General features: G+C 62.6%; 32 protein-coding genes. 17 read left to right on the top strand and 15 right to left on the bottom strand.

The genetic code is table 11. The annotated features are described in order from the left end of the window. The first annotated feature begins 46 nt into the window (after positions 1-46). Positions 47-553, top strand: coding sequence for a DUF1993 domain-containing protein (locus MESOP_RS23625; RefSeq protein ID WP_013895845.1), 507 nt, complete (start codon positions 47-49; stop codon positions 551-553). Between the two features lie 54 nt (positions 554-607). On the opposite strand, the gene MESOP_RS33980 is transcribed toward MESOP_RS23625, so the two are convergent. Further along, a complete protein-coding gene (locus MESOP_RS33980; protein WP_013895844.1) occupies positions 608-772 on the bottom strand; it encodes a hypothetical protein in 165 nt (54 codons plus the stop codon). A 397-nt stretch (positions 773-1,169) separates the two neighbouring features. Here MESOP_RS33980 and MESOP_RS36270 point away from each other — a divergent pair, with 397 nt between their 5' ends. From MESOP_RS36270 to MESOP_RS23610, 3 genes are all read left to right on the top strand, one after another. Then, on the top strand, positions 1,170-1,637 hold the full coding sequence (locus tag MESOP_RS36270) for a hypothetical protein (RefSeq protein WP_049802390.1): 468 nt from the start codon (positions 1,170-1,172) through the stop codon (positions 1,635-1,637). A 121-nt stretch (positions 1,638-1,758) separates the two neighbouring features. Continuing rightward, positions 1,759-2,826: an aldo/keto reductase gene (locus MESOP_RS23615; RefSeq protein ID WP_013895842.1), complete on the top strand. Its 1,068-nt coding sequence runs from the start codon at positions 1,759-1,761 to the stop codon at positions 2,824-2,826. Positions 2,827-2,874: 48 nt separating this feature from the next. Further along, entirely contained in the window at positions 2,875-4,143 is a 1,269-nt protein-coding gene (locus MESOP_RS23610; protein WP_013895841.1) for a cysteine desulfurase-like protein, read from the top strand. A gap of 15 nt (positions 4,144-4,158) precedes the next feature. On the opposite strand, the gene MESOP_RS23605 is transcribed toward MESOP_RS23610, so the two are convergent. From MESOP_RS23605 to MESOP_RS23565, 9 genes are all read right to left on the bottom strand, one after another. Continuing rightward, positions 4,159-5,187 carry a histone deacetylase family protein gene (locus MESOP_RS23605; protein ID WP_013895840.1) on the bottom strand — a complete coding sequence of 343 codons (1,029 nt, stop codon included), beginning with the start codon at positions 5,185-5,187 and terminating at the stop codon, positions 4,159-4,161. Next, positions 5,184-5,696, bottom strand: coding sequence for a GNAT family N-acetyltransferase (locus MESOP_RS23600; protein ID WP_013895839.1), 513 nt, complete (start codon positions 5,694-5,696; stop codon positions 5,184-5,186). Before MESOP_RS23600 ends, MESOP_RS23605 begins: the two co-directional genes overlap by 4 nt. Before the next feature lie 210 nt (positions 5,697-5,906). Further along, entirely contained in the window at positions 5,907-6,836 is a 930-nt protein-coding gene (kce, locus tag MESOP_RS23595; RefSeq protein WP_013895838.1) for a 3,5-dioxohexanoate:acetyl-CoA acetone transferase, read from the bottom strand. Between the two features lie 4 nt (positions 6,837-6,840). After that, positions 6,841-8,226, bottom strand: a complete 1,386-nt coding sequence (locus tag MESOP_RS23590) for an aminotransferase family protein (RefSeq protein ID WP_013895837.1) — start codon at positions 8,224-8,226, stop codon at positions 6,841-6,843. 1 nt (position 8,227) lies between these two features. Then, a complete protein-coding gene (locus tag MESOP_RS23585) occupies positions 8,228-9,868 on the bottom strand; it encodes a N,N-dimethylformamidase beta subunit family domain-containing protein (RefSeq protein WP_013895836.1) in 1,641 nt (546 codons plus the stop codon). Positions 9,869-9,876: 8 nt separating this feature from the next. Continuing rightward, positions 9,877-10,641 (bottom strand): amino acid ABC transporter ATP-binding protein, encoded by a 765-nt coding sequence (locus MESOP_RS23580; RefSeq protein WP_013895835.1) that lies wholly within the window; start codon positions 10,639-10,641, stop codon positions 9,877-9,879. Next, a complete protein-coding gene (locus MESOP_RS23575) occupies positions 10,638-11,297 on the bottom strand; it encodes an amino acid ABC transporter permease (RefSeq protein WP_013895834.1) in 660 nt (219 codons plus the stop codon). Before MESOP_RS23575 ends, MESOP_RS23580 begins: the two co-directional genes overlap by 4 nt. A gap of 11 nt (positions 11,298-11,308) precedes the next feature. Then, positions 11,309-11,956 (bottom strand): amino acid ABC transporter permease, encoded by a 648-nt coding sequence (locus MESOP_RS23570; RefSeq protein ID WP_041164262.1) that lies wholly within the window; start codon positions 11,954-11,956, stop codon positions 11,309-11,311. Between the two features lie 64 nt (positions 11,957-12,020). Beyond that, positions 12,021-12,803, bottom strand: coding sequence for an ABC transporter substrate-binding protein (locus MESOP_RS23565; RefSeq protein WP_013895832.1), 783 nt, complete (start codon positions 12,801-12,803; stop codon positions 12,021-12,023). 136 nt (positions 12,804-12,939) lie between these two features. Here MESOP_RS23565 and MESOP_RS23560 point away from each other — a divergent pair, with 136 nt between their 5' ends. Further along, a complete protein-coding gene (locus tag MESOP_RS23560; RefSeq protein ID WP_013895831.1) occupies positions 12,940-13,899 on the top strand; it encodes a LysR family transcriptional regulator in 960 nt (319 codons plus the stop codon). A gap of 15 nt (positions 13,900-13,914) precedes the next feature. On the opposite strand, the gene MESOP_RS23555 is transcribed toward MESOP_RS23560, so the two are convergent. Next, the gene (locus tag MESOP_RS23555) at positions 13,915-14,331 is read right to left on the bottom strand and encodes an acyl-CoA thioesterase (protein WP_013895830.1); all 417 of its coding nucleotides are present in this window, start codon (positions 14,329-14,331) and stop codon (positions 13,915-13,917) included. 165 nt (positions 14,332-14,496) lie between these two features. Here MESOP_RS23555 and MESOP_RS23550 point away from each other — a divergent pair, with 165 nt between their 5' ends. The 3 genes from MESOP_RS23550 (at position 14,497) to MESOP_RS23540 (ending at position 16,418) form a co-directional block, all read left to right on the top strand. Further along, positions 14,497-14,745 carry a ParB N-terminal domain-containing protein gene (locus MESOP_RS23550; RefSeq protein ID WP_013895829.1) on the top strand — a complete coding sequence of 83 codons (249 nt, stop codon included), beginning with the start codon at positions 14,497-14,499 and terminating at the stop codon, positions 14,743-14,745. A gap of 173 nt (positions 14,746-14,918) precedes the next feature. Further along, on the top strand, positions 14,919-15,404 hold the full coding sequence (locus tag MESOP_RS23545) for an SRPBCC family protein (RefSeq protein ID WP_013895828.1): 486 nt from the start codon (positions 14,919-14,921) through the stop codon (positions 15,402-15,404). Between the two features lie 63 nt (positions 15,405-15,467). Continuing rightward, positions 15,468-16,418 carry an alpha/beta fold hydrolase gene (locus MESOP_RS23540; RefSeq protein ID WP_013895827.1) on the top strand — a complete coding sequence of 317 codons (951 nt, stop codon included), beginning with the start codon at positions 15,468-15,470 and terminating at the stop codon, positions 16,416-16,418. 49 nt (positions 16,419-16,467) lie between these two features. Here the strand turns inward: MESOP_RS23540 and MESOP_RS23535 are convergent, their stop codons facing one another. Next, positions 16,468-17,496: an isopenicillin N synthase family dioxygenase gene (locus tag MESOP_RS23535; RefSeq protein ID WP_174324782.1), complete on the bottom strand. Its 1,029-nt coding sequence runs from the start codon at positions 17,494-17,496 to the stop codon at positions 16,468-16,470. A 114-nt stretch (positions 17,497-17,610) separates the two neighbouring features. Here MESOP_RS23535 and MESOP_RS23530 point away from each other — a divergent pair, with 114 nt between their 5' ends. From MESOP_RS23530 to MESOP_RS23505, 6 genes are all read left to right on the top strand, one after another. Beyond that, positions 17,611-18,009 carry a GFA family protein gene (locus tag MESOP_RS23530; protein ID WP_013895825.1) on the top strand — a complete coding sequence of 133 codons (399 nt, stop codon included), beginning with the start codon at positions 17,611-17,613 and terminating at the stop codon, positions 18,007-18,009. A gap of 151 nt (positions 18,010-18,160) precedes the next feature. Continuing rightward, on the top strand, positions 18,161-18,358 hold the full coding sequence (locus MESOP_RS23525) for a hypothetical protein (RefSeq protein ID WP_013895824.1): 198 nt from the start codon (positions 18,161-18,163) through the stop codon (positions 18,356-18,358). Between the two features lie 227 nt (positions 18,359-18,585). Then, entirely contained in the window at positions 18,586-19,458 is an 873-nt protein-coding gene (locus MESOP_RS23520) for an undecaprenyl-diphosphate phosphatase (protein ID WP_041164261.1), read from the top strand. Between the two features lie 143 nt (positions 19,459-19,601). After that, positions 19,602-20,228, top strand: coding sequence for a transglutaminase-like cysteine peptidase (locus tag MESOP_RS23515; RefSeq protein ID WP_013895822.1), 627 nt, complete (start codon positions 19,602-19,604; stop codon positions 20,226-20,228). Positions 20,229-20,360: 132 nt separating this feature from the next. Beyond that, positions 20,361-21,152 carry a phosphodiester glycosidase family protein gene (locus MESOP_RS23510; protein WP_041164259.1) on the top strand — a complete coding sequence of 264 codons (792 nt, stop codon included), beginning with the start codon at positions 20,361-20,363 and terminating at the stop codon, positions 21,150-21,152. A gap of 216 nt (positions 21,153-21,368) precedes the next feature. Next, entirely contained in the window at positions 21,369-22,436 is a 1,068-nt protein-coding gene (locus MESOP_RS23505) for a glycoside hydrolase family 25 protein (protein ID WP_013895820.1), read from the top strand. Positions 22,437-22,469: 33 nt separating this feature from the next. On the opposite strand, the gene MESOP_RS23500 is transcribed toward MESOP_RS23505, so the two are convergent. Further along, positions 22,470-22,658, bottom strand: coding sequence for a hypothetical protein (locus tag MESOP_RS23500; RefSeq protein WP_013895819.1), 189 nt, complete (start codon positions 22,656-22,658; stop codon positions 22,470-22,472). A gap of 181 nt (positions 22,659-22,839) precedes the next feature. On the opposite strand from MESOP_RS23500, the gene MESOP_RS23495 reads away from it, so the two are divergent. Then, a complete protein-coding gene (locus MESOP_RS23495) occupies positions 22,840-23,463 on the top strand; it encodes a class I SAM-dependent DNA methyltransferase (RefSeq protein ID WP_041164258.1) in 624 nt (207 codons plus the stop codon). A gap of 43 nt (positions 23,464-23,506) precedes the next feature. On the opposite strand, the gene MESOP_RS23490 is transcribed toward MESOP_RS23495, so the two are convergent. Beyond that, on the bottom strand, positions 23,507-23,878 hold the full coding sequence (locus MESOP_RS23490; protein ID WP_013895817.1) for a VOC family protein: 372 nt from the start codon (positions 23,876-23,878) through the stop codon (positions 23,507-23,509). A gap of 110 nt (positions 23,879-23,988) precedes the next feature. On the opposite strand from MESOP_RS23490, the gene MESOP_RS23485 reads away from it, so the two are divergent. Next, the gene (locus tag MESOP_RS23485; protein ID WP_013895816.1) at positions 23,989-24,954 is read left to right on the top strand and encodes a DUF3592 domain-containing protein; all 966 of its coding nucleotides are present in this window, start codon (positions 23,989-23,991) and stop codon (positions 24,952-24,954) included. A gap of 13 nt (positions 24,955-24,967) precedes the next feature. Here the strand turns inward: MESOP_RS23485 and MESOP_RS23480 are convergent, their stop codons facing one another. Continuing rightward, positions 24,968-25,327 carry a hypothetical protein gene (locus MESOP_RS23480; RefSeq protein WP_013895815.1) on the bottom strand — a complete coding sequence of 120 codons (360 nt, stop codon included), beginning with the start codon at positions 25,325-25,327 and terminating at the stop codon, positions 24,968-24,970. Between the two features lie 194 nt (positions 25,328-25,521). Between MESOP_RS23480 and MESOP_RS23475 the strand changes: the two genes are divergently transcribed. After that, entirely contained in the window at positions 25,522-25,800 is a 279-nt protein-coding gene (locus MESOP_RS23475) for a TfoX/Sxy family DNA transformation protein (RefSeq protein WP_013895814.1), read from the top strand. Positions 25,801-25,863 lie beyond the last annotated feature (63 nt).

Here is a 25,863-nt window from a genome sequence, read left to right as displayed (position 1 = left end):
GCGCTACCTCCCGACCGCCGGCGTTCGGCCGGACGGGAGATTTGACGTGACGATATCGATGTATGAGGCATCCGTGCCCGTGTTTTCGGCCCGGCTGAAAGCACTTTCCAATGTGCTGGCATCAGCCGAACAGAATGCGCTTGAGCGCAAGATCGACCCGCAGGTGTTTTTGACGGCGCGCCTCGCGCCCGACATGTTCGCGCTGACCCGGCAGGTGCAGATCGCCACCGACCATGCCAAGGGCGCGCCGTCGCGGCTCGCCAGCCGCGAAGTGCCGAAATATGAGGACAATGAGGCAAGCTTTGCCGATCTCGAGGCGCGGATCGCCAAGACGCTCGCGCTTCTGGCAACGTTCTCGGCTGCCGATATTGATGGTTCGGACGACAAGATGATCGAGTTGAAGCTCGGCGGGCGCGAAACCACATTAGGCGGCATGCAGTATCTGCTGCATGTTGCCATGCCCAACTTCTACTTCCACCTCACCACCGCTTACGACATTCTTCGCCACAATGGCGTGCCGCTGGGCAAGTCGACATTCCTCGGATCGCGCTGAGGAATTGGACGTTGAGATGTCCCGTGCCGATCCGGGACATCTCGCAATATGCATTTAGCGAATGGACATTTCGCGGGCGATGCGCGGAAAATCGGCGGGCTTGACGCCGATGTCGGCACGGTCGGCATTGCTCATCGAATGAAGCAGCGCGAGAGCCGCGCGATATCTCAGATGTTCCTGCGGGCGCGGCCGGGCGAACATTTCAGTGAAGAAACCCATGACTCAGGCTCCTGGTTGGTCCTCCACAACCGGCAATATAGATGAATCGTGACAATTGTGCAGTGCAGCATTTGCATGCCTGCCATGTCGGAATGATTTGCATAAAATTTTTTTGGGGCCCGGTGAAACTTTTGGGCCGCAGGACCCGTAGGCTTGAACGCTGGCACATGGCCAGTTTTTCCTCGCCACTCCTGGCGAATTTCCGGGCTGCATGAAAGTGCAGTCCGGCTTTTGTTTGAGGAGCTTTGGGTGCTCGGGCGGCAATCCTCGCAACGGCTAAATTCGTTAACATCGGTGGCATGTATTTTTAACGAGCCGGTTCTATGGTCTGTAACCCAGACAGTCGGGCAAGTGGGAGGCTGACATCGCTACCAGCGCCAAGCGCGATTTCGCTTCGCTGCTCGACGACCTCTTCGTTGCGTCTGACGGCATCGGGGGCGACGGCATCGAGGGCGACGGGGCCGGTGCGCGTCCGTCCATTCCGTTCGATTATCTGTCCGTTGCCGATGAACTCCATTCCGGCCGTATCAAGGTATCCGCGGCCGAATATCGTGAGGCGGGTACCGACTTGGCCAGCGAATTCGCTGCCTTGCTCGAACACGCCAAGCTCGCTCTGGCCGGCGAAGAACCAAAGCCCGAGGAGATATTGCCGCCGATCGATCCTGAATCGATCGCGGTCGAACTGGGACTGGATCAGCCAAAGAGCACCGCCGATTTCGGCCGCGTGCGTCGCCGCTTTGCCTTCGCCAACCATCCGGACCGCGTCGCCCCGCATCTGCGCCAGCGCGCCATGATCCGCATGCAGGTGGCCAATATGCTGATCGACGAAGCCAAGCGCCGCGCGGTGGCCGGCGCTCGCCGCTAAACAACACCAGTTCACGCAAAAGTCGGCTTGCCGAGGCTTGGAGAGCACCGCCGCTTTCCCTATAGATGCTGACCTCATTCCCGCGCAGCCGCGCACGCTTTCCCTCCGGAGCAGAAATTCCATGCACAAACGCCGTCTCGGTCGGACCGATCTCCTTGTTACCCAGATTTGCCTGGGTTCAATGACCTGGGGTCAGCAGAACACGGAGGCCGAAGGCCACGCGCAGATGGACCTGGCGTTTTCGCGCGGCGTCAATTTCATCGACACCGCTGAACTCTATCCGATCCCGCCGAAGGCAGAGACGCAAGGGCGGACCGAAAAGATCATCGGCAGCTGGATGAAGGCCAAGGGCAACCGCGACAAGGTGATCCTTGCCTCCAAGGTCGTCGGCCGCACCGCCAACAGCTGGTTTCGCGGCGACAGGCCGTCGCAACTGGTGCGCGCCGATATTCTTGACGCTATCGACAAATCGCTGGCCAAGCTCGGCACCGATTATCTGGACCTTTATCAAATTCATTGGCCGGAAAGGGACATTCCCTGGGGCGCCAACCCGACACGCGTCGGCGCCGTAGCGCGGCGTCCCGATGCGATCGGCGCGCCGACCGACGAAACGCCGATAGAAGAGACGCTTGCCGTCTTCGAGGAACTGGTGAAGGCGGGAAAGATCCGCCATTTCGGCCTCTCGAACGAGAGTTCCTGGGGGGTCATGCGGTTCCTTGCCGAGGCCGACAAGGGCGTTGGCCCGCGCGTCGCGTCGCTCCAGAATGCCTACAATCTCGTCAACCGCACCTTCGAGGTCAACCTCGCCGAGGTCTGCGAACGCGAGGAGGTGTCGTTGCTCGCCTATTCGCCGCTGGCGCAGGGCTACCTCACCGGCAAGTACGACCATGGCGCCCGCCCGCAAGGGTCGCGGTCGCAGCTGTTCAATCGCGGCCAGCGCTACGAGACGCCCAATGCCGCGGAAGTGCAACTCGAATACAACGAGTTGGCGCGCTCGTTTGGGCTGGAGCCGGCGCTGTTTGCCAATGCCTATGTGTCGAGCCGTCCGTTCGTCACCTCGAACATCGTTGGCGCCACGACCATTTCGCAGTTGGAAATGGCGTTGTCCTCGGTGGATGTCATCTGGACCGAAGAGATGCAGAAGGCGGTGGATGCGATCCATCAGCGGGTCGGCAATCCTTGTCCTTGATTGGTGCAAGGTACGGAATTAGTCAGGAATAACAAAAGGGTGGAGACAATGGCGGACTTTCCGATCGAGGCGGTGCGAGCAAGATTCCCGGCTCTGTCCCTGACCGACAAAGGGCGTCGCCGCATCTATCTCGACAACCCCGCGGGCACGCAGGTGCCGCAGGCTGTCGCTGACGCGGTGTCGCGCTGCCTGCTCACCACCAATGCCAATCTCGGCGGCTATTTCGAAACGACGATAGCCGCTCAAGCTGTCGTCGATGACGCGCATCAGGCAATGGCCGATTTCCTCGGCGCGGAGAGCCGCGAGGAAATCATCATCGGCGCCAACATGACGACGCTGACCTATCACATGTCGCGCACGCTCGGCCGCACCATGAAGCCCGGCGACGAGATCATCCTCACCCGCATGGACCATGAGGGCAATGTCTCGCCCTGGCTGCAGCTGGCCGAGGATCTTGGCCTTGTGGTGCGCTGGCTGCCCTTCGACGAAAGGAGTTGGCAGGTCGAGGAGGCAACGCTGGCCGATCTGCTATCCGACAAGACGCGGCTGGTCGCCTTGAACTATGCCAGCAACCTCACCGGTTCGATCAACCGGGTTAAGTCCCTGACTGCCATTGCAAAACAGGCCGGCGCGCTGGTCTATGTCGACGCCGTCCAGTTCGCGCCGCACGGCCTGATCGACGTGCGGGAACTCGGCTGCGATTTCCTGATCTGCTCGGCCTACAAATTCTTCGGCCCGCATATGGGCATATTGTGGGGACGGCTGGATATCATCGATGGCCTGAAGGCCTACAAATGCCGTTGCTCGTCCAATGGCCTGCCGGAGCGGTTCGAACTCGGCACGCCGCAGATCGAGCTGATGGCCGGTGTTACGGCGGCGGTCGATTATTTTGCTGACGTTGGAGCTTCGGCGGGCGAGGGCGGTTCGCGCAGGCAGAAGATCGCGAGGGCGTTCGAAGTCTCCATTGCCTATGAAAACCCGCTGGCGCAGAGGCTGATCGATAGCCTGGCCGACATTTCAGGCCTGACCATCCACGGCATCACCGACCCGAAGCGGCTCGGAGATCGCGTACCGACGGTCTCCTTCACCGTTGACGGCATCATTCCCGAAACCATCGTCCGGCAGATGAACGCCGAAAACATCTTCCTGTGGTCCGGCCACAACTATGCCTGGGAGATCGTCCATCAGCTGGGCATTCCAGCCGAGCAAGGCGTCGTGCGCATCGGCATCGCCCACTACAACACACACAATGAGATCGACGAGACGCTGGAGAGCGTGCACCAGGTGATCGCGATGCTCAGGCAGCAGCGATCCTGACGCCGGCCAGAATTGTCACCGCGCCTTGCCGCCGAAACCGGTGAGGAAGGCGGTGAGATTGTCGCCGAGTGCGTCGCAGAGATAGCCGCCTTCCTGGACGATGACGCTCGGCAGGCCGAGCCCGGCGATCGCCTCGCCAATGCGCGAGAAGCCGGGCGTGGTCACCGAGAGACCGCCGAACGGATCGCCCTCGAATGCGTCGAGACCGAGCGCCACGACAAGCGCATCCGGCGAAAAGGCACGGATGCGCTGGAACGCGACCTCGAGCGCTTCGAGGAACGCCGCGTCGGCGGATTTGCGTGGCAGCGGCAAGTTGAAATTATAGCCGAGGCCCGGCCCTTCGCCTCGCTCGTCAGCATGACCCCAGAAGAACGGATAGAAACGCACCGGGTCGGCGTGCAGCGAAACGGTGAGCACATCGGGCCGTGCATAGAAGATGCCTTGCGTGCCGTTGCCGTGATGCAGGTCGACATCGAGGATCGCCACGCGGGCTGCGTTTCTGCGCAAAACCTGAGCCGCAACGGCCGAGTTGTTGATGAAGCAGAAGCCGCCGGCGACATCGGCAAAAGCGTGGTGGCCGGGCGGGCGGCACAGCGCATAGGCGGCCGGTGCGCCAGCCATCACCGTTTCGGCGGCTTCGACCGCGCTCCAGGCGCTCCACAGCGCGCTTTGCCATGTCTCGCCGGAGATCGGGCAAGCCGTGTCGGCCATGTGATAGCCGGCCTGGCCGACCGCCGAGGCCGGATAGGAACCGTTGCGGGCGATCGGGTGGATGTTGGGGATCACCTCGGCGGATGCGCCATCGATGCGTTGCCAGCGTTCAAAGATGTGCTCGAGAAAGTCGAGATATTCGGGTGTGTGCACCGCCGAAACGGGGCCGAGCCCGTGATCGCGCGGCCGTTCGATCGTGCAGCCCGCAGATATCGCGCCGGCTAATAATCTCTCGACGCGTTCGGGCTTTTCCGGATTGGGCTGTGCGGCACCGCTGGAAAGAAAGGCCTTGGGATCGTGGCGTTTCTGCTCCTGCGCATAAAAGGCTTTCATTCCTGCTCCCCATTTTCCGGCGCATCCGCGAAGGCGAAAAAGGCTTCGCCGATGATCTTCTGCGTCTGTTCGTAGCTCGACCAGGCAATGCCCAGCCTTTCATAGAAAGCCTTGGCGCCTTCATTGTCGGTGTCGACGGACAGTCTGAGATAGACCCCGCCTTCTTTTCGGCACTGCGCTGCGACGCGCCGCAACAGCCGCTCGCCGATCTTGCGGCCGCGGAACCGGTCCTCGACGTAGAGATCCTGCACGTAGACGCCAGGCCGCCCCATCCAGGTCGAAAAGATCGGGAAATACAGGCACAGCCCGGCGAACTCGCCGCCGACTTCGGCGATCAGGGTCGAGAAGGCGGGCTTTTCGCCGAAGCCCCAGGTTCTGAGATCGTCCGCCGTCGAGACGATTTCCTCGGGCGCGCCGATATGGGTGCCGAGTTTCAGGATTGCCGCGTGTATGGTTTCGACGTCTTCGATGCGGCCGGGGCGGAGGAGGACTTCGGAGCGGTTGCTCACGATAGGCAAGGCGCCCAGGCACCCCCCTCTGTCCTGCCGGACATCTCCCCCGCATGGGGGGAGATTGGCAGCTTTGGCCTTGCCGCCACTGTTTTGACGTTGGAGATTTGCGAAAACCGGAGTGACATCCGATCTCCCCCCTTGCGGGGGAGATGTCCGGCAGGACAGAGGGGGGTGTGACGGAACGCAAACATCTCAGTCAAGGGCATCTCAAAACGCCACCCTATCCCCACCCTTGAGCGCCAGCATGTGGCGTGCTTCGGCCGGTGTGGCAACTTCCAGCGACAGCCCGTCGAGAATACCACGGATGCGCCGCACCTGATCGGCATTGGATTTCGCCAGCTGGCGGCCATCATAGAGGCTGTCTTCCAGCCCGACACGGACATTGCCGCCCATCGCCGCGGCGATCGAGATCAGCGGCATCTGGTTGCGGCCGGCGGCCAGCACCGAAAACTGGTAGCTGTCGCCGAACAGTTTGTCGGCGATGCGCTTCATGTGGACGAGATTGTCCGGGTCGGCGCCGATGCCACCCAGGATGCCCAGCACGAACTGGATGAACAGCGGCCCCGACACCAGGCCGCGGTCGCGGAAATGCGCCAGCGAATAAAGGTGGCCGATGTCATAACACTCGAACTCGAAGCGCGTGCCGCAGCCTTTTCCGAGTCTTTCGAGCACGCCCTCCATGTCGGCGAAGGTGTTCTTGAAGATGGTGTCGCGGGTGGCTTCTAGCAGTTTCGGTTCCCATTCGTGCTGCCACTCCCGTGGTTTGTCCAACATCGGGAACAGCGCGAAGTTCATCGAGCCCATGTTGAGCGAGCACATTTCGGGCTCGGCGCGGAGCGGCGCAGCCAGCCGTTGGTCGAGCGTCATCAGCGACGAGCCGCCGGTGGTGATGTTGATCACCGCGTCGGTTGCCTGCTTGATGCGCGGCAGGAACTGCATGAAGACGTCCGGATCGGCGGTCGGGCGGCCATCCCTGGGGTCGCGGGCGTGAAGGTGCAGGACCGAGGCACCGGCTTCGGCCGCCGCAATGGCATCCGTCGCGATCTGGTCCGGCGTCACCGGCAAATAGGGCGACATCGACGGCGTATGCACCGAGCCGGTGACCGCGCAGGTGATGATGACTTTTCGCGGCGCCATTCCCTTACCCCCGGCCTTCGACCGGCAGGTCGAGCTCGGAAGCCAGAACCTCCAGCGCGTCACCGATGATGGAGACGATTTCGCCGACCTGTTCGCTGGTGATGATCATCGGCGGCGCGATCATGAAATTGTCGCCGTCGACGCCGCCCTTGACCCTGCGGCCATAGATGATCAGCCCGCGCGCATAGGCGAGGTCGAGCAGGCGCTGCGTCGCCTTCTTGCTCTGGTCGATCGGCCGCAGCGTCTCTGGATCGGCGACCATCTCGGCGCCGGTGAGCAGACCCTTGCCGCGCACGTCGGCAATGAACGGGAAGCGCTTGGCAAGTCCCTTCAATCCGTCCATCAGCACATCGCCCATCGCAGCCGCATTGGCGATCAGGTCGAGTCGGTCCATTTCACCCAGAACCGCAAGACCGGCGGCGCAAGCGAGCGGATTGCCGGCATAGGTGTGGCCGTGCTGGAAGCCGCCGGAGGCGAGCAACGGCTGCACCAGCCGCATCGGTGCGGCGAGCGCGCCGAGCGGCGCATAGCCAGAGCCCAGGCCCTTCGACAGCGCGACGATATCGGGCTTGCAGTTCCAGTGGTCGCCGCCGAGGAATTTGCCGGTGCGGCCGGCGCCGCTCATCACTTCGTCATGGATGAGCAGGATGCCGTAGCGGTCGCAGATCTCGCGGATGCGGGCATAGTAGCTGTCCGGCGCCACCAGGGCTGCTGTGGCGGCACCCCCGATCGGCTCCATGATGAAGGCGACCACGCTTTCCGGCCCCTCGGTGAGGATCTTCTCCTCCAGCATGTCGGCATAGCGAACGCCGCGCTGCTCCATCGAAAGATTGTCACGGTCGCGCCAGGCGGTCGGCGCCGGCACGGTCGGCATCGACCGCATCATCGGCGCAAAGGTTTCGGACAGCGCATCGTCGCCGGTGATCGAGAGCGAACCCAGCGTGCCGCCATGATAGGAGGGAAAGCGGGTGATCACCTTCCAGCGGCTGGCCTGTCCGGTGGCGACCGCCCATTGCCGCGCCAGCTTGATGCAGGATTCGGTCGCTTCCGAGCCGCCCGAGACGAAGAAGATGCGGTCCATGCCCTCCGGCAGTTTCCCCGCGAGTTCCCGCGCGAGTTCTTCCGCCGGCTCGTTCTCGAAATGCAGCCGGTAGGCGAAGGTGGCGCGGTCCATCTGCCGCTTCATGGCATCGAGCACGTTGCGGTTGGAATGGCCGATATTGGCGACCATCGGCCCGCTCGATCCATCGATGAAGCGGCGGCCGTCCTGCGTCCACATGTAGATGCCCTCGGCGCGGTCGATCAGCGGCCGGCGCAGGCTGGACAAATAGAACAGATGTGATTCTCGCCGGGCTTCGGTCTGTTGAGCGGCGATCTGGGTTTTCGACATGTCAGGGCTTTCCGAGATAACGATCGAGGACATTTTTTGTGACGCGTTCGACCATCGGGTCCTGTCTTAGCAGGCCGGCAACCCATTCGCAGCTTCCGGCGTGGAACACCTCGCCCTTGCCGCGCGGAAAATTGACGATCATGCCGTTGCCGCGTTTGACTTTCTCCAGATTGGCGTCGCTGCCCTCGCCGAACAGCGTTTCGGCGCTGAAGCGGCCATCCTCGTCGGTGAGGAACTGGTCCTCGATCGGGATATCGGCGCTTTCCTCGACCTGGGAAGCCATGCCGACGGCGAGAACCTGCAATCCATCCGGCGCGCCGCTGTCTGACGTGGGGTAGGGCAGGCCGCCGCGGATCTCGAAGTCGAGCCCGTCCACCTCATAGCCATAGACGTGGCTGTCGGCGCCGAGCAGGTCGCCGTAGTAGATGCCGGTGCCGGCAAAGGCCCAATGCTCCGGTCGATAGACCGGGAAACCGCGCACGCCGCGCGGCGCGCAGCCGCCCCAGCCGGTATAGAGGCCACGGGTGGCGTTCAGCCCGAAGGTTGCCGAGCCCGGCCGGCCGATTTCGGGCGCTTCCCAGGAGTTGGTGGCGCGGGTCACGTCGCCGCCGCGATAGGCGGGATCCTCGGCGCGGGCACGGTATTTGTAGCAGACCTGGCGGCGTCCCTCATCCTCCAGCCGCGTCTGCCACATGAAGTTGCCGGCAAAGCGCGCCGCATGGCCACCGCGCTCCACATATTTGTCGACCGCGTCGCGCATTTCCCAGGTCCAGTACTCGTCATGGCCGACGAAGACGGCGCAGTCATAGCCGTCGAGGATGTCGGGCGAGAAATGCAGGTCGTGCTGGCTGGCGAGGTCGACACCGTAGCCGGCCCGCTCGGCGAAGCGGAAGAAATGGCTGTCGTAGCTGGCCCAGCCCGACGAGGCGTATTTCTTCGAATGGCCGGTGGCGAGCGCCCATTCCATATGCGGATAGCGCGGCACGGTCTTCGGCGGCACGGCGACTTCCAGCGGCACGCGCGGCGCATCCCCGGGCAGCACGACAAAGCCACGGCACCAGGGGCGCTGGGTCGATACGATGGGCGAATACTGGTTGCGGTCAGGCCCGGTGATGCCCTGATAGTGGTTGGAGCCGCCCCAAGTGTTGTAGGCGAGCCAGGTGCCCGTCGCCGCAACCTGCAGCACGCGGCCGGGCTTCTTGCCAGGTTGCGGGCTGACGATGAACAGATGGTGGCACTGGATCGGCTTGCCGTCGCGACCGCCGGCGGTCAGCGTCACGCGGTATGCACCGGACGGCCAGTCGCCGCCGAGGCGGAATTCGAACGAAGTCTCCCAGCCGCAGCCCTCGGCCGAGCATTGGTCCGGACTGTCCTGCCAGCGTGCCGCGATGCCCGATTTCTCGAACACTTTCGTTTCGGTGCCGCCGTCGCGGGTGATCGTCATGCTAAAGGACGGAGCCGTCGAACTGACATGCAGCGTCACCGTCTCGCCGGGACGATAGGAAAATCGGTCCGAGTAGCACCAGATCTCGCCGCGCTCGCCATCCATCCCAGGCCATTCGTAGTAGTGGCCGCGCACGGCGTGACGGCGCCGCTCTGGCGTCAGTCCGAAATCGGGGAATTCCGTGGGCAATCTGGTCATCATCGTACTCAGGCGGAAAGATATTTCTTGAGGAAGGTGCGGGTGCGTTGTTTCTGTGGGGCTCGAAACATGTCGCCCGGCGGTCCCTCTTCCACCACCACGCCACCGTCCATGAACAGCACACGGTCCGCCACTTCGCCGGCAAAGCGCATCTCGTGCGTTACGATGAGCATGGTCATGTGTTCCGCGGCAAGCTGTTTCATCACTGCGTTGACCTCGTCGACCAGTTCCGGGTCGAGCGCCGAAGTGGCTTCGTCGAACAGCATCACCTTGGGCTGCATGGCTAGCGCTCGGGCAATCGCCACGCGCTGCTTCTGGCCGCCCGAAAGACGCGACGGATAGGCGTCGATCTTGTCGGCGAGCCCGACCTTGGACAACAGCCCATGCGCCAAAGCCCGGGCATCCGCCTTCGGCATGCCTTTCAGGATCATCGGCCCCATGGTGATGTTCTCGATCACGGTCAGGTGCGGAAACAGATTGAAGTGCTGGAACACCATGCCCATCTGCTGGCGCACCTTGTTGATGTGCCGCTCGAAAGCCTGGCCGTGCAGTGGCTGGTTGACCTGCACGCCGTCCAGCCAGACGTCACCGCCGTTCAATGTCTCGAGATGGTTGATGGAGCGCAGCAACGTGCTCTTGCCGGAGCCGCTCGGCCCGATGATGGCGACGATCTGCCCACGCTCGACCGACAAATCTATGCCTTTCAGCACCTCGACGGCGCCGAAGGATTTGCGCGCACCGCGGACCTCGACCATTGGCCGCTGCGTACTCATCGGGAGACCTCCACATGTCTTTCAAACCGATGCAAGGCCGCTTCGAGCACGAGGTTCAAGATGTAATAGAGCGCCGCGGCCGTGATGTAGAACTCGAACGGGCGGAACGTTTCGCTGATCGCCAGTTGCGCCGAATGAACCAGTTCCGCGATGCCGATGACCGAGACGACGGAGGATTCCTTCAGCAGCGCGATCAGGTTGCTTCCGATTGGTGGCGCCGTGTTGCGGATGGCTTGCGGTATCACGACATAGCGCAGCGTCTGCCACTTGCCGAAGCCGATGCTGCGTGCGCCTTCGGTCTGGCCGATGTCGACAGCCACGACACCTGCCCGGATCACGTCTGCATTGTAGACGGCAAAGTGCAGGCCAAGCCCGACGATGCCGGCGGCAAGTGCCGGGATGTCGATACCGACCTGCACCAGTCCGAAATAGATCAGGAAGAGCTGCAGCAGCAGCGGCGTCCCCATGAACAGCCACATGAGCGCGCGCACGGGATAAGCGAGGATTGCCGGAGCATAGAGTACGGTGATGGCAAACAGGATGCCGAAGACGAAGCTTAAGGCTCCCGCCGAAATCGTCAGCACGGCGGTCCACCAGGCGCCTGTCACCAGAAGGTCCCAGTAAGGCGCGACGATGGTGAAATCCAGACCTTGCATCTCGTTCCCCGTCAGACGATTGCAAAGCGCTTGTCGAGCATGTCGACGATGCGGGCGAGGGCGTAGACCATGACCATGTAGAGCAGTGCCGCGACACCGAAGATCTCGAATGGCTTGTAGGTGGAGCCAATGAAGCGCTGGGCGGTGTAGGTCAGCTCTACCACCGAGATGGTGGACACCAATGCCGAGCCCTTCAAAAGAGCGACGGTGTTGACGCCGAGCGGGCGGATCATCAGCCTGGCGGCTTGCGGCAGCACCACTTTGCGCAAGGTCTGGAAGCGGCTGAAGCCGATGGTGCGGGCAGCTTCGGTCTGGCCCCGGTCGACTGCTATCACCGCACCACGGATCGATTCCGCCATGTAGGCACCGATGTTGAGGCCAAGGCCGATGACGCCGGCCGCGAACGGATCCAGATTGATGCCGATCTGCGGGCCGCCGAAATAGAGCACGAACAGCTGGATCAGGCACGGCGTGCCGCGAAACAGGCTGACATAAACAGCGCCGAGCGCACGCAGGATCGCGGATCTCGACATCTTGGCGGCCGCGGCCAGCGCTGCCGCCGCCAGCCCCAGAACCAGGGCCAGCGCTGTCAGTTCCAGCGTCAGCAGCGCGGCCTCCACGAAGAAGGGGAAGACGCGGCTCATCAAGGAGAAATCCATGGGGCAGCCCAGCAGAAATGACAGGCGGCCTCAGGCGAACTTGCGTCGCCTGGGGCCTGGGAAATTAACGGATGTCGCTGCCGACCCAGTGCTTGGAGATCTTCTCGTAGGTGCCGTCGGCCATCATCTCGTCCAGCGCCTTCTGCATGGCGGCCTTGAGTGCCGGATTGTCCTTGCGGATGGCGATGCCGATGGCGACGCTACCGCCCTCGATATCAGGCGTATCGAGTTTGCGGACCTTCTCGCCGGTTTCCTTGACGGCGACCATGACCGGAATGTTGTCGACGACGATGGCATCGACACGGCCGGCCTTCAGTTCCAGCAGCAGTTCCGGCAGTCCCTTGTAGGTGCGGATGTCCCAGCCACCCTGTTCGCGCGCCCATTTCTCGTGCGTCTCGCCGAGCGTTACGCCAAGGGTCTTTCCCTTGAGTTCGTCGAGGCTCTGCACCTTGGAATCCTGGTTCACGAAGACCGCGCGGCCGGCGTGGTAGTAGGGGCCCACGAAATCGACCACCTTCTCGCGCTCGGGGGTGATCGTCATCGAGCCGACGACGGTGTCGTATTTGTTGGCGAGCAGACCGGCAATGATGCCGTCCCAGGCGGTGGTGATGATCGTGCCCTTGACGCCGATGCGCTCTGCGATCGCCTTGCCGATATCGGCGTCAAAGCCGACGACCTCGTTCTGGTCGTTGACGAAGTTGAAGGGCGGGTACTGGCCGCTCATGGAGATTTTCAGTTCGCCCGCCGCCTTGATCTTTTCGAGATCGTCGGCCTTGGCCGAAACGGCGGTGAAGGTCGACGCAAGCAGCAGCGCCGCGACCGCAATGCCGGAAAATACCCTGTTCATCTGGTTCCTGTCCTCTGGATTGGAGCGCGAAGGCTTGTTCTTGGGAGGCGTTGGGGCGCGCTCCTGACGGCAATGATTGCCTTTGCGGCAGCATTGCGCAAATAGATAATAGGAATAGGGAGCATAGATATCAGGAATGACCTTGCCGCGCCCCGAACGTCTGGTCTGGGACCTGGACTGGAACCTTCTGCGGACCTTCGTCGTCATCGCGGAAGTGAAGAGCATCACCCGCGCCGCCGAGCGGCTCAACCTCAAGCAGCCCAGCGTCAGCAACGCGCTGCGGCGGCTTGAAGACCGGGTCGGCAGGCGGCTGGTCGAGCGTGACGCGACCCGCTTCGAACTGACTGAAGTCGGGCGGCTTCTCTACGAGCAGAGCGTCGAGGTGTTCGGCACGATATCGCAGCTGCCGCTGCTGATGCGCGGCATCAGCGACGATGTCACCGGCCACGTCGTGATTGCCACGGCAAGCCATGTCGTCTCGCCGCTCTTCGACCGGGCGCTGGCGGAGTTTCATCGCGATTATCCGCGTGCCAGCATCACCATCTCGGTCGCGGCAAGCACCGAAGTGGCCAAGCAGGTGCGGGAGCGGCGCGCCTCCTTCGGTATCTGCCTGGTCAGCCAGCGCGATCCGGCGCTCGACTATGCGATGGTCTATCGCGAATTCTTTGGTTTCTTCTGTGGCCCCCAGCACAGGCTCTACGGGAAAACCGGACTGGCGCTGGCGGATCTGCGGGGCGAGCCTTCGGTTTCCTTCCAGACCGACCATATTTCGGACGCGTTGCGGCCGGTCGCGCTGTTGCGCAGCGAAGCCCGGCTGAGCGCCGATGTCGTCGGCGTGTCCTCAAGCCTGGAGGAGGTACGGCGCATGATCGTCGCCGGGCTCGGCATCGGCCCCTTGCCGTTGCATGTGGCGCGGCGCGACGTGGCTGACGGCACGTTGTGGCGGCTGCCACCCTACGATGCGCCGCCGGCCATCGACATCTTCCTGCTCACCAATCCCGACAAGGTGATGAACCGTGCCGAGAAGGCATTGCTGTCAGGGCTGCAGGCGCTGATCACGGAGACGCCGCTCAACGACCGTATCTACAATGGCTGAACGGCCAAGCCCGGTCTATTCGATCAGGAACGCTGCCGCGCGATCGCGCATCGGCTCGTCCAGGGCCACCGAGGCCCTCGCGGCAAGGTCGAAGCGCACGCTGGTCGTCCGGCTCGATGCGTGGACGATGCCGTCGAGCGATCCCGACATCACCTGCTCGAAGGTGATGGAGGTGCGGCCGATCTTCACCACATGCGAGCGGATGGTGAGGAGCGAGCCGGCTTTCGTTTCATGGCGGTAGTCGATTTCGGTGCGCACGTCGGCCCACCCGGTTTGCGACGGCTGGTTGCCGTCCTGCTCAGCGATATGGCCGAGCAGCTGGAAACTGGCGTCGTCGAACATTGCCGCGTAGTGGCGCACATTCATGTGTCCCATCACGTCGCACATCCAGGGATGCGCGACGCCGACGAAGGTGACCAGGGGTTCGCTCATGGGAATTGCTTGCTCCGTGACCATCGACGACCGCGAAGACGCAATATCGAAACGTGCGATGACAGGCAAACGCTTCGCCGTATTCGTTGGCCGCGCTCTTGGCCCTCCGGACCAAACCGACTATCTCAGGAGTGACGACGGCGTTTTTCCGCCACGGGGATCGGCATGCTCAGAGTGCAAAAGGTCAAGGTCGACGACATCTACGTGCCGACGGCGCGCAAGAAGACATTGCACCCCGAGACCGTCCGCCATCTCGCCGAGGACATATTGGAGAACGGCATGAAGACGCCGATCCAGGTCCGCCACGACGGCAAGCGTCATGTACTGGTCGAAGGCCTGCATCGGCTCGAGGCCGCGAAGTGGCTCGGCGAAACCGAGATCGACGCCTATCTGGTGCAGGCCAAGCGCCACTGACGCGAGCTTCGTTCGCCGCCCAGCCTTCAGACCATACAAGCAGTCGCCAGATTTTCTCCAATCGCCAGATTTTTTCACTGGCGGTGTCGGGTTGCATTGCATCGGCTCGTCCTTGGGGAAGGAAGCCGGACCAACCCCCCAAGATCAAACAGATCAAACCCGAGGAGACCACCGTGGCCACCAAGCTCGACATCGCCCCCGACAACGACCGCGAACTGGTTCTTGCCCGCATCATCGATGCGCCGCGCGACAACGTCTATCGTTGCTGGACCGAGCCGAAGCTGATCACGCAATGGTTCTCGCCAAAGCCGTGGACGACGCCGCGCGCCGAGATGGATGTGCGCACCGGCGGCTCGAGCCTTGTCGTCATGGCTAGCCCGGACGGCAATGAGTTTCCCAACCCCGGTGTCTTCCTGGAAGTCATCCCCGGCCAGAAGATCGTCCTCACCGATGCTTACACACAGGCGTGGAAGCCGTCGGCAAAGCCGTTCATGACCGTCGTGCTGACCTTCGAGGACGAAGGCGATGGCAAGACCCGCTACATCGCGCGCGTTCGGCACTGGAGCGTCGCCGATCGCGAACAGCACGAGGCGATGGGTTTTCATCAGGGTTGGGGCCAGTGCGCCGACCAGCTTGAAGATCTCGCCAAGACGCTTTGACACCGACAAGACGCTTTGAACCGACAAGACGCTTTGACACCGGCAGGACTGGAGGAGACCGATATGTCCAGAACCCTGTTTTTCGCCATTCTTGCTTCGGCCGCGGCGCTTCTCGCCTGCCCGGGCACCACCAATGCAAAGGAACCTGCCATGACGACCGAAACGAGAACACCGCTGAAGCCCGGAAAGTCCGGCCTGCTGCCGATCAACGGCCTGAATTACTATTACGCCGTCTACGGCAAGGGCGAGCCGCTGCTTCTGTTGCATGGCGGTCTTGGCTCGACCGACATGTTCGCGCCGATCCTGCCCAAGTTTGCCGAAAATCGCACCGTCATCGGCGTCGACCTGCAAGGCCATGGCCGCACGGCGCTCGGCGACCGGCCATTCAGCGTGGAGGCGATTGGTGACGACATGGCCGATATCGTCAAGGCGCTCGGCTACGACAAGGTCGACGTCATGGGCTATTCGCTCGGCGGCGGTGTTGCTTTCCGCATGGCTGTCCGCCATCCCGAGATGGTGCGCCGCCTTGTGCTGGTCTCGACCGGCTATGCCACGGACGGTTTCTATGACGAGATGCGCCCGCAGCAGGCTCAGGTGAGCGCCGCCGCCGCGCCGTTCATGAAGGACACGCCGATGTACAAGTCCTACGTCGCGGTTGCGCCGCATCCGGAAGACTTCCCCAAATTGCTCGACGCGCTCGGCAATTTCATGCGCCAGAACAGGGACTACTCGGCCGATGTTCCCAAGCTGAAGATGCCGGTCATGCTGGCCTATGGCGACAGTGACATGTACAAACCCGAGCACGAGATCAAGTTCTACCAGATGCTCGGCGGCGGTCTGAAAGATGCGGGCTGGATGCGCGAGAACCTGTCGCGGAACCGCCTGGCGATCCTGCCCAACCGCACACATTACGACGTCTTCTTCGCCCCGGAACTGACGGCCGCCGCGCTGCCCTTCCTCAACGGCGAGACCAAGGTGAAGAGCTGGGACGAAGTGGTCGGCGAAACGGAGTAGCCTGTCATTTCCCCGCCGGCCGTCTCTGCGACGAGATGGCTGGCGTTGCCTATGAAGCCTTGGCGCGGCGCGGCTGCCTGAGATGCTTGATGCCGCTCATCTCGACGAAATTCGTCGCCGCTTCCCAGAGATAGTCACCGTAGAGAAACGGCTCGAAGGGCTCGGCGCCTTTCAATGGCAGCGGCGCAATTTCTGCATCGACGCGGGGTTCGTAGAAGAACGGGATCGACAGCCGCACCGTCTTCGGCGCGATCACCCGGTGCCGCGTCGCACGGACGCGCCCGCCGGTCCAGCGCTCCAGCAACTGACCGAAATTGACCGCCAGCGTGCCGTTGGCCGGCGGCACGTCGATCCATTCGCCGGCGAGATTTTTGGCCTGCAGGCCTTCGACACCATCCTGCGCCAGCAAGGTGACGAAACCGGAATCGGCATGCTCGCGCCCGATGATGGTGCGTTTCTCGCCCTTGTGGATCACCGAAAATTCCGGGCCGCTGGTGTCGACGCCGGCGTTGGCATCGCGCAGGGGATAGCGGATCAGGCGCAGCGTCGAGATGCCGTCATCGAAATAGGCATCGAAGATCGTCTCCGGCAGGCCAAGCCCGCGCGCGATCGACCGCATCAGCGCGTTGCCGACGCTCTCCATCGACCGGTAGTAGTCCGCCGCCGCGGCGCGCCAGCCGGGCAGGGCACCTTCGGCCGGCAGCGGCGTCGGCTCGCACAGCGGATCGTCGGAGGCCGAAAAACCTCCGGCATCGGCGATATCCGGCCCGATGTCGATGCCTTCCTTGTAGGAAACGGCTGTCGGCTGCAGCGGGAACCAGCCGCGGTAGACGTTCTTCCTGGTCGGGTCGAAATTCCAGCGCAACAACTTCTGCTTCTCGGCTTCGGACAGCGCGAAGATGCGCAGCAATTGTGCTCGCCTGTCCGGCGTCAGCCAGTGATCGCCGGGAAAGTCGCGGACAGCCATGAAACCGATCCCCGAGGCGGCGGCCATGATCCTGGTGTCAACATGGTCGCGAGCCGGCGAGGGCGGCTCGAACAGGTCGGCAATTCCGATGGTCTCGATCTCTTGCGCCACGACAAACTCCATCGCATTCCGATTATCGATGGCATCGTATCAAGGCTTTTCAATTGACCCTGTCGGCCGTGCGACTACCTTGCCGCTTATTTTCTCGATTTGCGGAACAAGACGATGGCTAAACATCAGGGCGGCTGCCTGTGCGGAGCGGTGCGCTACAGCACCGACGCGGCTCCGATCAACGAACGCATCTGCCACTGCAGGCTTTGCCAGAAGGCGATCGGCGCTGCCTTCAACGCGCGCGTGCTGTTTCGCATCGACGATGTGACGATCGAGGGACCGCTGGCGACGGTGAACAGCTCGCCGGATCTCGAGCGCGGTTTTTGCCCGGGCTGCGGCACGACAATGTTTTCCAGGCGCGCAACCGCCGGCATCATCGGCGTCACCACCGGTTCGCTCGACGACCCGTCGGCCTTCAGGCCGCAGATGCACATTTTCACCGCCTCGAAACAGCCTTGGGTGGTGCTCGATGATGGCTTGCCGCAATATGAAGGCGCTCCGCCACCAGCCTAGACTTTCCCTCGCCACGCGGCGGCGCCGGGACAGTAAGGCGATGACCAAAATTTAATCCAAAACATCACGCGATAGCCGGCAAAACGTCATTGGCGGGCCATGATTGTCTTCCTATCTATGCTGCGCGGGCCGGCATTCGAGGAGACGACGGATGAACGACAGCATCAGCACCCTGGACGAGCTTTTGAGCGATCCGATGGTCCTGCTTGTGATGGAGCGCGATCGTGTGCGCCCTGAGCAGGTGCGCATGCTGCTCGAACGGGCTCGCCGGCCTTCCGTCGACGAGCCGGTCGTTCCGCCGGCGCATGTGATCGCCAGGACCTGCCAGAAACTCTGGCTGTGTCCGTAATCGCCTTGTCTTTTTCTCCTGTGAGAACACTCCCTGTGAGACCGTAGGCCGGCCCATTGGGGCCGGTCCCCTACCGACGCGCGTTCAGTGCTGCGTCACCAGCTTACAAATCCGTAAATTGATTATCCCGTCCATGACGGTAAGGCTTGCCCACGACAGGCCAAGGCGGGACAGGTCAAGGCTGGTCGATGCCGCGCAAATTCGATCCCTCACACACGGAACCCGACATGGCTGACATCTGTACCCAGGGCCTGGATACGGGCTTTGTCGGCCTGGGATATGCCAAGGTCGCCTTTCTCGGCCTTGTGCAGGGCATTACCGAACTGCTGCCGATCTCCTCGACCGCCCATATGCGCGTCGTGCCGGCGGTGCTCGGCTGGCAGGATCCTGGGTCGGCCTTTTCCGCCGCCATGCAGCTTGCGGCCCTTGCCGCCGTCGTCAGCTATTTCTGGGGCGATGTCAGGGACCTGCTGTTCGGTTCCATCGACGCCCTCACACGCCGCGATTTTGCCGACCGGCATTTCCGGCTGGCCTCCTGGATCGTGTTGGCGACGGTCCCGATCGTCATTGCCGGCGTGGCGCTGTCAGGCATCCTCAACGCCTGCAATTCACCGCTGCGCAGCCTGAGCGTGATCGGCTGGTCCTGCATTGTCATGGCCGTCCTGCTGGCGCTGGCCGAGATTTTCGCCCGCCACCGGCGCACCATGGGCGAAGCCTCGCTCGCCGATGCGCTGCTTGTCGGCGTCGCCCAGATCGGCGCGCTGATACCCGGCGTCTCGCGCTCGGGCTCGACCCTGACGGCAGCACTTGGGCTCGGCTTCAAGCGGGCCGAGGCAGCGCGCTTCTCGTTCCTGCTCGGGCTGCCGGCCATCGCTCTTGCCGGCCTCAAGGAGCTTTGGGAACTGCACAAGGTCCATCTCGATGCCCACGGATGGTCGGTTCTCGCCACCGGACTGGTCGTCGCCTCGATTTCCGCCTTCTTGGCCATCTGGGGCCTGATGCGCGTGCTGGAACGGTTTTCCGCCTGGCCTTTCGTCATCTATCGTGGCCTGCTCGGCATCGTCTTGCTGCTGGGCGTTGCGATCGGGTGGCTTGCCTAGGCTCGCGGTCGGCTCTGTGTTGCGCGGGAGCAACCTTGAAACCTCCACGCTTCGGCCCGCAAAGATGTGATCAGCCGGCTTGATTGACTTCGGTAGGTAACAGCCTTTAACGTTCTGTTAACAAAACAGATGGGCGGGGCCGGATGGCATCCTCGAAGGGTTGGCGCCGAAAGGCGAAGGGGCTGGGGCTGGCGGTTGCTCTGACCGCGATGTGTTCCGCAGCGAGTTTCGCCTACGCGGCTCCTGTTTCCATGGTCGTCGGCGGCTCGACCTCCCAGCCGATTGGCCACTATGATTTCTGCAAGATCCATGCCGCCGAATGTTCGGTCCGCTCACACGACAGCGTGCCGGAACAGATGACCGGCAAGCTGCTGCACGAGATGTCAGCTGTAAATCTCTCGGTCAACACGCGCGTCAAGCCGATGAGCGACGTGGACAATTACGGCAAGGACGAGTGGTGGGCCTATCCGGACAACGGCTTCGGCGACTGTGAGGATTACGCGCTGGAAAAGCGGCGTGAACTGAACAGGCTGGGCATTGCCATAGCCAATCTGCTGATGACGGTGGTTCGCAAGCCTGATGGTGAAGGTCATGCCGTGTTGACGGTGCGGACGGACAAGGGCGACTTTATCCTCGACAATCTGACCGACAAGGTCCGGCTCTGGAACCAGACCAGCTACCGCTATCTGAAGCGGCAGGCGAGCGACGACACTGGACACTGGGTCTCCATTCTTGGTGGCGACGAACAGCTGGTCAGTGCTGTCAAATAGTCTCGTCGGCTCCGCGGCCAGTGCCCTCGGGTCCGCGACATCCCATTGCCGATCCACGCCGTTCCAGGCCGAGCTTCCACAATGCCGGCCAGCGATGCTATCCACGGTAGCTCGTTGGAGCTGGGTGGGTGCATGGATTTTCTGACGCTTTTCAATTCCGCGCCGCTGCTGCTGGCCTTGATCAAGGCCACGTTGCCGCAGGCGGTCGCCACGACGGTGGCATTCGGCCAATGGTTCGCGACGGTGCCGCCGTGCCGCGACTTTACCTTCGAGGCGACCAGCTATCTGGTCTGCGAGGTCGACCCCAAGCAATATTCGGTCGAGCTGTTCTGGAAAGACCAGACAGGCAAGCCATTTCAATCGCTGCACAATCTCGACGCCGCCCAGCGCATGGCTGGCCGCACGATGCTGTTTGCCATCAATGCCGGCATGTACCATCCAGACCTCAGGCCGGTCGGCCTCTATGTCGAGCGTGGCCGGGAAATGGCGACGGTCAAGACGGGATCCGGCAGCGGCAATTTCTCGCTGCAGCCAAATGGCATCTTTTACGTCAGCGACGGCAAGGCCGCGGTCCGGGCGACCAGGGACTTCGTCAGCAAGCGGCCGCCCACCGACTATGCGACGCAATCGGGACCGATGCTGGTGATCGACGGCCAGCTTCATCCGAAATTTCAGGCCGACGGCACATCGCGCAAGACCCGCGACGGGGTAGGGGTGCGCAAGGACGGGGTCACGGTCTTTGCCATTTCGAACGGCACGGTGACGTTCCATGCATTCGCCCGGCTGTTCCGCGATGCGCTCGGGTGCGACAACGCGCTGTTTCTCGACGGTACGATATCGAGCCTGCTCGCCCCGGCCATCGGCCGCAACGACGACTACTGGAATCTGGGACCGATGATCGGCGTCTTCAGGAAAAGTGGCTAGGATATGGCCAGGTTCGCGCGGCCCGCCTGCCACGCAGCCTGATGACGACCACGGCGACGATCATCACTGCGATGGCGCCGGCGGCGAATGTCCGAAACCGGCCACAGGCATGGTAAAAACTTGATTCAATCTTTATTGGTAATTTCTCGTTCATAACTGGTCCGGTTGTCCGTCGGCCGTTGCCCTCGGTCTGTTGTGTTTCGAGTACAGGTCCAGATGCGGTTATCAGGCGTCGTCAGTTTCATGATCGCATCGCTGTGCCTTGCCGGCTGCTCGTCGACATCGGGCATGGACGCGCTCGACGTGCAGAGGCCGTCAAACGAGACGACAAGTTCGGTGGTGCGGCCAAGCGCGCCGATCGCATCCGTCCCTATGGCGAAGGTCGGCAATGCGCGCAGGCTGGCCGAGGCCGCGCCAGTGGACGACAATGTTCAGCCTTTCGGCCTGGCGGAGGAGGAGACGGTAGCGTTTCCAGCGCCCGAATTGCCCGACAGCGCCGATGCTCCGGTCGAGCCGGCAGCCCTGGTCTCGCCGCCGAAACTGCTGACGCGGGCAGCCCCTGCCATGCTCGCCGGTCCAGTCACGCGCTACGGCTTTCGCGACGCCAAGCCGATCAATTTCGGCCGCTCCTCGCCACGGCACCTTGCCGTGCATGGCGTCGACGTGTCGCGCTGGCAGGGCAACGTGAACTGGGAGAAGCTGCGCGCCCAGGGCGCCAATTTCGCCTACATCAAGGCAACCGACGGCGGCGACCATCTCGATCCGATGTTCATGAAAAACTGGCGCAACGCCGACGCCGCCGGGCTGAAGCGCGGCGCCTACCACTTCTTCTACTGGTGCCGCACCGCCGGCGAACAGGCCGACTGGTTCATCCGCAACGTGCCGAAGGTCGACGGCGCATTGCCGCCGGTGATCGATGTCGAGTGGAACGGCGACTCCAGCTGCAAGCGACGCCCGTCGCGCGAAAAGGTGCTGGAGAAGATGCAGGTGTTCATGGACAAGCTCGAGCGCCATTACGGCCAGCGGCCGATCATCTACACCGCGCCGGATTTTTACCGGGACAATCTCAGGGGCCAATTCCTCGACTATTCGTTCTGGCTGCGCGCGGTGGCGAGGCATCCGTCAAAGGTCTATCCCGACCGCAAATGGCTGTTCTGGCAATATTCCGGCTCCGGCCTGTCGCATGGTGTCACCGGCCGCATCGACCTCAACGTCTTCAATGGCGACGAGCGGCAATGGCGCGCCTGGGCCGGCGGCCGGCAAATGGTGGCCGACGCGGACTAGGGCTTCTTGCGCGTTGCTGCTCGTTCCGGCTGCCTATTGGAGCTGGTTGCTCCGGTCGTTCCGCTCCTCGCTCAGCCGCAGGCTCCTCCTCAAGGCCATGATCTCGGCAATCGCGGCATCGATCATGGTGAGAAGCGTAAGCGTGTCGTGCTGGGTCGGATCGGCCCTGACATAGGCGAGCTGGTTCACGATGTCGCCGTCATCCTCGGGTTCGTCGCTCATGCGCACCTTCCGGCTGTGTCTCCGCGGATTTTTCATCCGATCGCATCGATCGTCAAATGACCCTTTTATCACGTCGTCGTGTCGATGGGCGCATGTCGGATCATTTCCCAGGACGACATCGGCATGCTTGACGGATGCGTATTTGCCGGCACCATTCGCTGAAGGAAGCTCTTTGACCAGCATGGATGCAAGGGAGGGAAAGATGTTGTCGAAGGCTCTGGCCAAGAGCCGCCGGACGATCAGTGCCTATGAGGACTATGCGGAACGCTACGATGCCATCGTGCGGCATGTCCCCAACGAGAGAGAGCAGGCGTCGTTGAAGCGCCTTGTGGCGATTGCCGGCACATCCGGCCGGATTCTGGAAGTCGGGTCGGGTGCCGGCTACGACGCGGATTTTCTGGAGGGCCTGGGCGTGAAGGTTCGCCGCACCGACGCAACAAAGCGGTTTCTCGAACTGCAGGCCGCGCGCGGCAGGCATGGTGAGCTTCTCGATCTCATCACTGATGATCTCGGCGGCCCCTATGACGCCGTCCTGGCCCTGGCCGTCCTGATCCATGTGCCGCGCGACCAGACCGACCAGGTGCTTGGCAAGATTGCCGGGGCACTGCGGCCAGGCGGCGCCTTCCTCGTATCGATGCGCAATGGCGATGGCGAGACATCAGGCAGATATCATACGGTCTACTGGCGCAGGGACGACTTCGCGGCCCGTCTCGAAAGCGCCGGGCTGGTCCTCCTCAGGGATGATTTCAACATCGGCCGCAACAACGAGGAATGGAACACGTTTCTGGCTGTGAGGCCGGCATGAAGGGATATTTTTCCCTTCTCCCTTGTGGAAAAAGGTGAGCGCGTCACGCCTCGTTGATCATCGCCTCGATGTTGTAGCCATCGGGGTCGAGCACGAAGCAGGCGTAGTAATTCTCGGCATAGTCCGGACGCAGGCCGGGCGCCCCATTGTCTTTGGCTCCGGCCTCCAGCGCTGCCGCATGGAACGCGTCGACCTCTGCCTTGCTGCCGACGCGGAAAGCGACGTGCAGATGGGTGAGCGGTGGCGCTTCGCCGGTTCGCTGGATCTCGAACAGGCAGCCATTGCCGACATCGAAAGCCCAGAAGACGCCTTCCTTGCCGAAGGACAGGCGATACTTCAGGGGCGCGAAAGCGCGTTCGTAGAAAAGCTTACTCTTCTCCAGATCACCCACTTCGATGGTTATGTGATCGATCATTTGGTGCTCCGTCTGGGATGTGATGGGTTGCCTTGCGATTTTGCGAATAAGCGAGACATTACCGTCGCGGTGCTGTCTAGTGCCGGTTCCTGCGCTCCGGGGGGATCAGGGTGGAACTCAAGATTCTGCTTGTCGGCTTTGCCTGCGCGGTCGCCGGCATGTTGTCGTTCATCGGCGTCATGAAATGGCGGGAGGTGCGGGCGCTCAGCCACTGGTTGCCGACACCGGGAAAGATCGTCTCGTCGCGCGTCGAGGCGCGTGAAGTCAGAAGCTCGGGCGCTGGCTCGGACAGCAGCGATACCACCGAGATGCGCAATTTTCCGGCGATCACCTTCGAATACAAGGTGGGCGGCAAGAAATTTCAAAGCTCGCGCTACAGCGTGCAGGAAAATCTGGGGAATTTCGAGGTCACCGAGACCCTTGCGCAGTTTCCGCGCGGCGCCGACGTGACCGTGTTCTACAATCCGGCCGATCCGAGCAAGGCCGTCATCGAGCGCACCATGCCGGACGGCGCCTTCAAGTTCATGTTCCAGCTTTCGGCCGGACTGGTGATCGGCGCGCTGGTTCTGGTGTTTTCCGTCGGCGGTCTGCTGGAGGCGATCCGGCCGCATCTGCCCAAACCGCAAAACCTCGGCGCCGCGGCACTGCTGCTGTTCATGGGCCTGTTCGCGCTGCGCATGGGTTTCGCCCAGAAGTCGCTTGCCGGGCAGGCCGCGAAATGGCCGGTCGCCGCCGGCCGCATTGACACCTCGGGCCTGCAGGCGCTCCGCAACCATAGCAACTATCGACGCTGGCGCACCGTCTTCAAATCCCGCATCGTCTACAGCTATGGCGTCGCCGGCCAGCGCTACACCTCCGACCGTGTCACTTTCGGCGCCACGGTCACCGCTTCGCTGCCCGCCCTAGTCAGCGGCCAGGCACGAAGCTATGCCGAGGGCAGCCAGGTCGAAGTCCACTACGACCCCGCCAATCCCGCCTCTGCGGTGTTGGAATGCCGGGTGCGGGGGCTCTGGCTGCTGTGGGTCTGTTCGGTGGGCTTTCTCGGCGGCGCGGCCTTGCTGGTCGGGCTGGTTTGAGACGCTGATTGCTTCAGCAGCGCACGAGCGGTCCGCTGTCGAAGCCAGGCCAGGTGAACCGCAACATGGCGCCATGCCTCTCGATATGGACAACACGAGCGAACGGCTCCTCGAGTGTCGGATCGGAGCCGTAGCACTGGCTCGCATGCACCACCCAGCCCGTGGCTGTTTTGCGAAAGGCCGCATGCTCGCAACCGAATTCGGGAAGCGACAGGGCCGCTTTGTCCACCGTGAAAACCGTCTGGCGTTGAACGTCGGCGGCCGCGCTACAGTTCAGCCGGTCGTGGGACCAGGTTCCGACATAAGGTGGCGCGGCCAGCGCGGTGCCGCTCGCGCATGCGGACATTGCCATGGTCATTGCCAAACGCCGCATCACCTGTCTCCTCGATCCGCCATGCTCGATCGTATAGCAGTGGTGGGATTTGTGCGGAGTATTCGTCCAGCAGAAAATGCGGCCATTCCGGATTCCGCTTTTGGCCGGATGATGCGACTGTGGGCCAACGGTCCAAACAAATCGCCAAATCCTGGAGACTATCTCATGCGCCTTCAACGCTCTGAGGCCCGGCGATGAGCACTCGCATCCAAGACATGAGGAACCTCGGACCGGCTATGGCGCGGATGCTGGCGGAAATCGATATTCTCTGTGAGGTGGATCTGCGCGGTTTCGGCGTGGTTGAAGCTTACCACCGGCTGAAGTTCCGTTTCGGACGGCAGGTGACGATCCTCGCACTTTATTCGATGGGGGCGGCACTTCGCGGTTGCGACTGGCGGGCGCTTGATGCCGAAACCAAGGAGCATCTGCGTGAGCAGGCGCACCAGAACAGGCAACCGGCAGGGAGTGGATAAACGCAGCCGCGCCGGATTTCGCTTATGCTTTTGCGCGGATGATGCGACTGTGCGGGCCGGCAC

The sequence above is a fragment of the Mesorhizobium opportunistum WSM2075 genome (assembly GCF_000176035.2).
GTDB classification, from domain to species: Bacteria; Pseudomonadota; Alphaproteobacteria; order Rhizobiales; family Rhizobiaceae; genus Mesorhizobium; species Mesorhizobium opportunistum.
This window is presented reverse-complemented; position numbering and strand designations above follow the sequence as displayed.

Bases quoted from the DNA above. Each gene is read 5' to 3' on its own strand.
- MESOP_RS23580 (WP_013895835.1), bottom strand. From the start codon at position 10,641: ATGAGTACGCAGCGGCCAATGGTCGAGGTCCGCGGTGCGCGCAAATCC.
- MESOP_RS23570 (WP_041164262.1), bottom strand. From the start codon at position 11,956: ATGGATTTCTCCTTGATGAGCCGCGTCTTCCCCTTCTTCGTGGAGGCC.
- MESOP_RS23505 (WP_013895820.1), top strand. From the start codon at position 21,369: ATGCGGTTATCAGGCGTCGTCAGTTTCATGATCGCATCGCTGTGCCTT.
- MESOP_RS23540 (WP_013895827.1), top strand. From the start codon at position 15,468: ATGTCCAGAACCCTGTTTTTCGCCATTCTTGCTTCGGCCGCGGCGCTT.
- MESOP_RS23565 (WP_013895832.1), bottom strand. From the start codon at position 12,803: ATGAACAGGGTATTTTCCGGCATTGCGGTCGCGGCGCTGCTGCTTGCG.
- MESOP_RS23560 (WP_013895831.1), top strand. From the start codon at position 12,940: ATGACCTTGCCGCGCCCCGAACGTCTGGTCTGGGACCTGGACTGGAAC.
- MESOP_RS23515 (WP_013895822.1), top strand. From the start codon at position 19,602: ATGGCATCCTCGAAGGGTTGGCGCCGAAAGGCGAAGGGGCTGGGGCTG.
- MESOP_RS23585 (WP_013895836.1), bottom strand. From the start codon at position 9,868: ATGACCAGATTGCCCACGGAATTCCCCGATTTCGGACTGACGCCAGAG.
- MESOP_RS23480 (WP_013895815.1), bottom strand. From the start codon at position 25,327: ATGCGGCGTTTGGCAATGACCATGGCAATGTCCGCATGCGCGAGCGGC.
- MESOP_RS23475 (WP_013895814.1), top strand. From the start codon at position 25,522: ATGAGCACTCGCATCCAAGACATGAGGAACCTCGGACCGGCTATGGCG.
- MESOP_RS23575 (WP_013895834.1), bottom strand. From the start codon at position 11,297: ATGCAAGGTCTGGATTTCACCATCGTCGCGCCTTACTGGGACCTTCTG.
- MESOP_RS23555 (WP_013895830.1), bottom strand. From the start codon at position 14,331: ATGAGCGAACCCCTGGTCACCTTCGTCGGCGTCGCGCATCCCTGGATG.
- MESOP_RS23525 (WP_013895824.1), top strand. From the start codon at position 18,161: ATGAACGACAGCATCAGCACCCTGGACGAGCTTTTGAGCGATCCGATG.
- kce (WP_013895838.1), bottom strand. From the start codon at position 6,836: ATGGCGCCGCGAAAAGTCATCATCACCTGCGCGGTCACCGGCTCGGTG.
- MESOP_RS23550 (WP_013895829.1), top strand. From the start codon at position 14,497: ATGCTCAGAGTGCAAAAGGTCAAGGTCGACGACATCTACGTGCCGACG.
- MESOP_RS33980 (WP_013895844.1), bottom strand. From the start codon at position 772: ATGGGTTTCTTCACTGAAATGTTCGCCCGGCCGCGCCCGCAGGAACAT.
- MESOP_RS23520 (WP_041164261.1), top strand. From the start codon at position 18,586: ATGGCTGACATCTGTACCCAGGGCCTGGATACGGGCTTTGTCGGCCTG.
- MESOP_RS23590 (WP_013895837.1), bottom strand. From the start codon at position 8,226: ATGTCGAAAACCCAGATCGCCGCTCAACAGACCGAAGCCCGGCGAGAA.
- MESOP_RS23495 (WP_041164258.1), top strand. From the start codon at position 22,840: ATGGATGCAAGGGAGGGAAAGATGTTGTCGAAGGCTCTGGCCAAGAGC.
- MESOP_RS23500 (WP_013895819.1), bottom strand. From the start codon at position 22,658: ATGAGCGACGAACCCGAGGATGACGGCGACATCGTGAACCAGCTCGCC.
- MESOP_RS23510 (WP_041164259.1), top strand. From the start codon at position 20,361: ATGGATTTTCTGACGCTTTTCAATTCCGCGCCGCTGCTGCTGGCCTTG.
- MESOP_RS23610 (WP_013895841.1), top strand. From the start codon at position 2,875: ATGGCGGACTTTCCGATCGAGGCGGTGCGAGCAAGATTCCCGGCTCTG.
- MESOP_RS23490 (WP_013895817.1), bottom strand. From the start codon at position 23,878: ATGATCGATCACATAACCATCGAAGTGGGTGATCTGGAGAAGAGTAAG.
- MESOP_RS23615 (WP_013895842.1), top strand. From the start codon at position 1,759: ATGCACAAACGCCGTCTCGGTCGGACCGATCTCCTTGTTACCCAGATT.
- MESOP_RS23530 (WP_013895825.1), top strand. From the start codon at position 17,611: ATGGCTAAACATCAGGGCGGCTGCCTGTGCGGAGCGGTGCGCTACAGC.
- MESOP_RS23605 (WP_013895840.1), bottom strand. From the start codon at position 5,187: ATGAAAGCCTTTTATGCGCAGGAGCAGAAACGCCACGATCCCAAGGCC.